A 1,486-nucleotide genomic window follows, 5' to 3' on the forward strand; every position below is an offset into this window, starting at 1 on the left:
TCTGTGCTAATGGTTACTCTACCATTAGAAGCGCCTCTAAATACGTTAGATTGATTATCATACCCAGCCATTTCATAGACTACCACTCCCCAACGATTATAAATCTGTACTGTGTTGTTCGGGAAAGACTCAATGTTTTCAATCCTAAAGAAATCATTTACACCATCATTATCAGGAGTTAAAATTTCATTAGCAACGGCTATTCCTGAACTTACTACTTCTTCATCACAACCAGCAGCTAGGGTAGGGACACCACCAATAGCATCACAAGGATCTAAAGGATCAGTACCGTCTGTTATTTCTTGACCATCTGGGATGGTATCCCCATCTGTATCTGCATTATTAGGGTCAGAACCAATAGCATCTTCTTGTGCAGTCGTCAATCCGTCTGCATCACAATCAGATTCAGGTAATGCTTTACCACCGTTATGATCACAATCATCTAAAGGATTTGTACCATCCAATACTTCCTGACCATCAAGAATACCATCCCCATCTGTATCAGGGTCATTCGGGTCTGTTCCTAAAGCAATTTCTTCACCGTCTGATAACCCATCGTTGTCAGAATCAGGATTGTCAGGATCTGTTCCTGCCGCTACCTCTTGATCTGTTGTTAATCCGTCGTTATCACAATCGCTATCCCCTAAAGGATTTCCGTTTATAGAACTACAATCATCTAATGGGTTTGTAGCATCTGTATTCACTTCTTGACCATCAGAAATACCATCTCCATCGGTATCAGGATTGCTAGGGTCTGTACCTAAAGAGGTTTCTTCGTTATCATTAATTCCATCACCATCTGTATCTACAGAAATAGTTACACTACCTATACCTGTATTTCCTGAAGGATCGGTAACTGTAATAGAGATGACATCTTCATCTAGTAAGGTAGGGAAGCTACCAGAATCTGGTACGGCTGTTTCCGTGTCTAAACTCCAGTTACCACTAGCGTCTGTAATTACTGTAAAGGTAACATCAGGAATATTATCACCATCTGTATCCAATTCTATAAGCAAGGTTTCATTAGCATTTCCTTGACCTGTTAGGATAGGGGTAATGTCTATGGTATTAAAGCTATCTACTGTTGGATCTGAAAGGTCAAGTGTAGCTGTATCCGTAATGCTATTAGGACCAACGTTTCCTGCAACATCTGTTATGTTAGCAGTAACATGAATGGTACCTGCATCACCTGGATTAGAAATAATTACATCAATAAATCCAGTAGTAATATCTGTAGCAGAAAGTACTACATCTTGTGTGTTTCCATTTCCATCAGAGATGGTAACGGTATCTCCTGTAACGGCATCTGCCGGAAGTGTGATACGTGCATCAATATCACCCACTAATTCGTCTTCAGAAATCAATCCGTCGTTATTGGTATCTTCCGTAATAACTACAGTTGGTGCTGTAGGAGTAAGGTTATCCAAAATTACAATTTCTGTATCTGTAGCAGGGTTAAGAGCGACATCGGTTACATCTGCGGTTA

The 1,486-nt window shown here is 40.2% G+C and carries 1 protein-coding gene; it reads right to left on the minus strand.

Annotation, left to right across the window (positions count from 1 at the left end):
- A partial coding sequence (locus BLQ19_RS20835) for a T9SS type B sorting domain-containing protein (RefSeq protein ID WP_175444461.1) occupies window positions 1-1,486 on the minus strand: 1,486 nt, incomplete at both ends.

It is taken from the genome of Cellulophaga baltica (genome assembly GCF_900102165.1).
GTDB classification, from domain to species: Bacteria; Bacteroidota; Bacteroidia; order Flavobacteriales; family Flavobacteriaceae; genus Cellulophaga; species Cellulophaga baltica.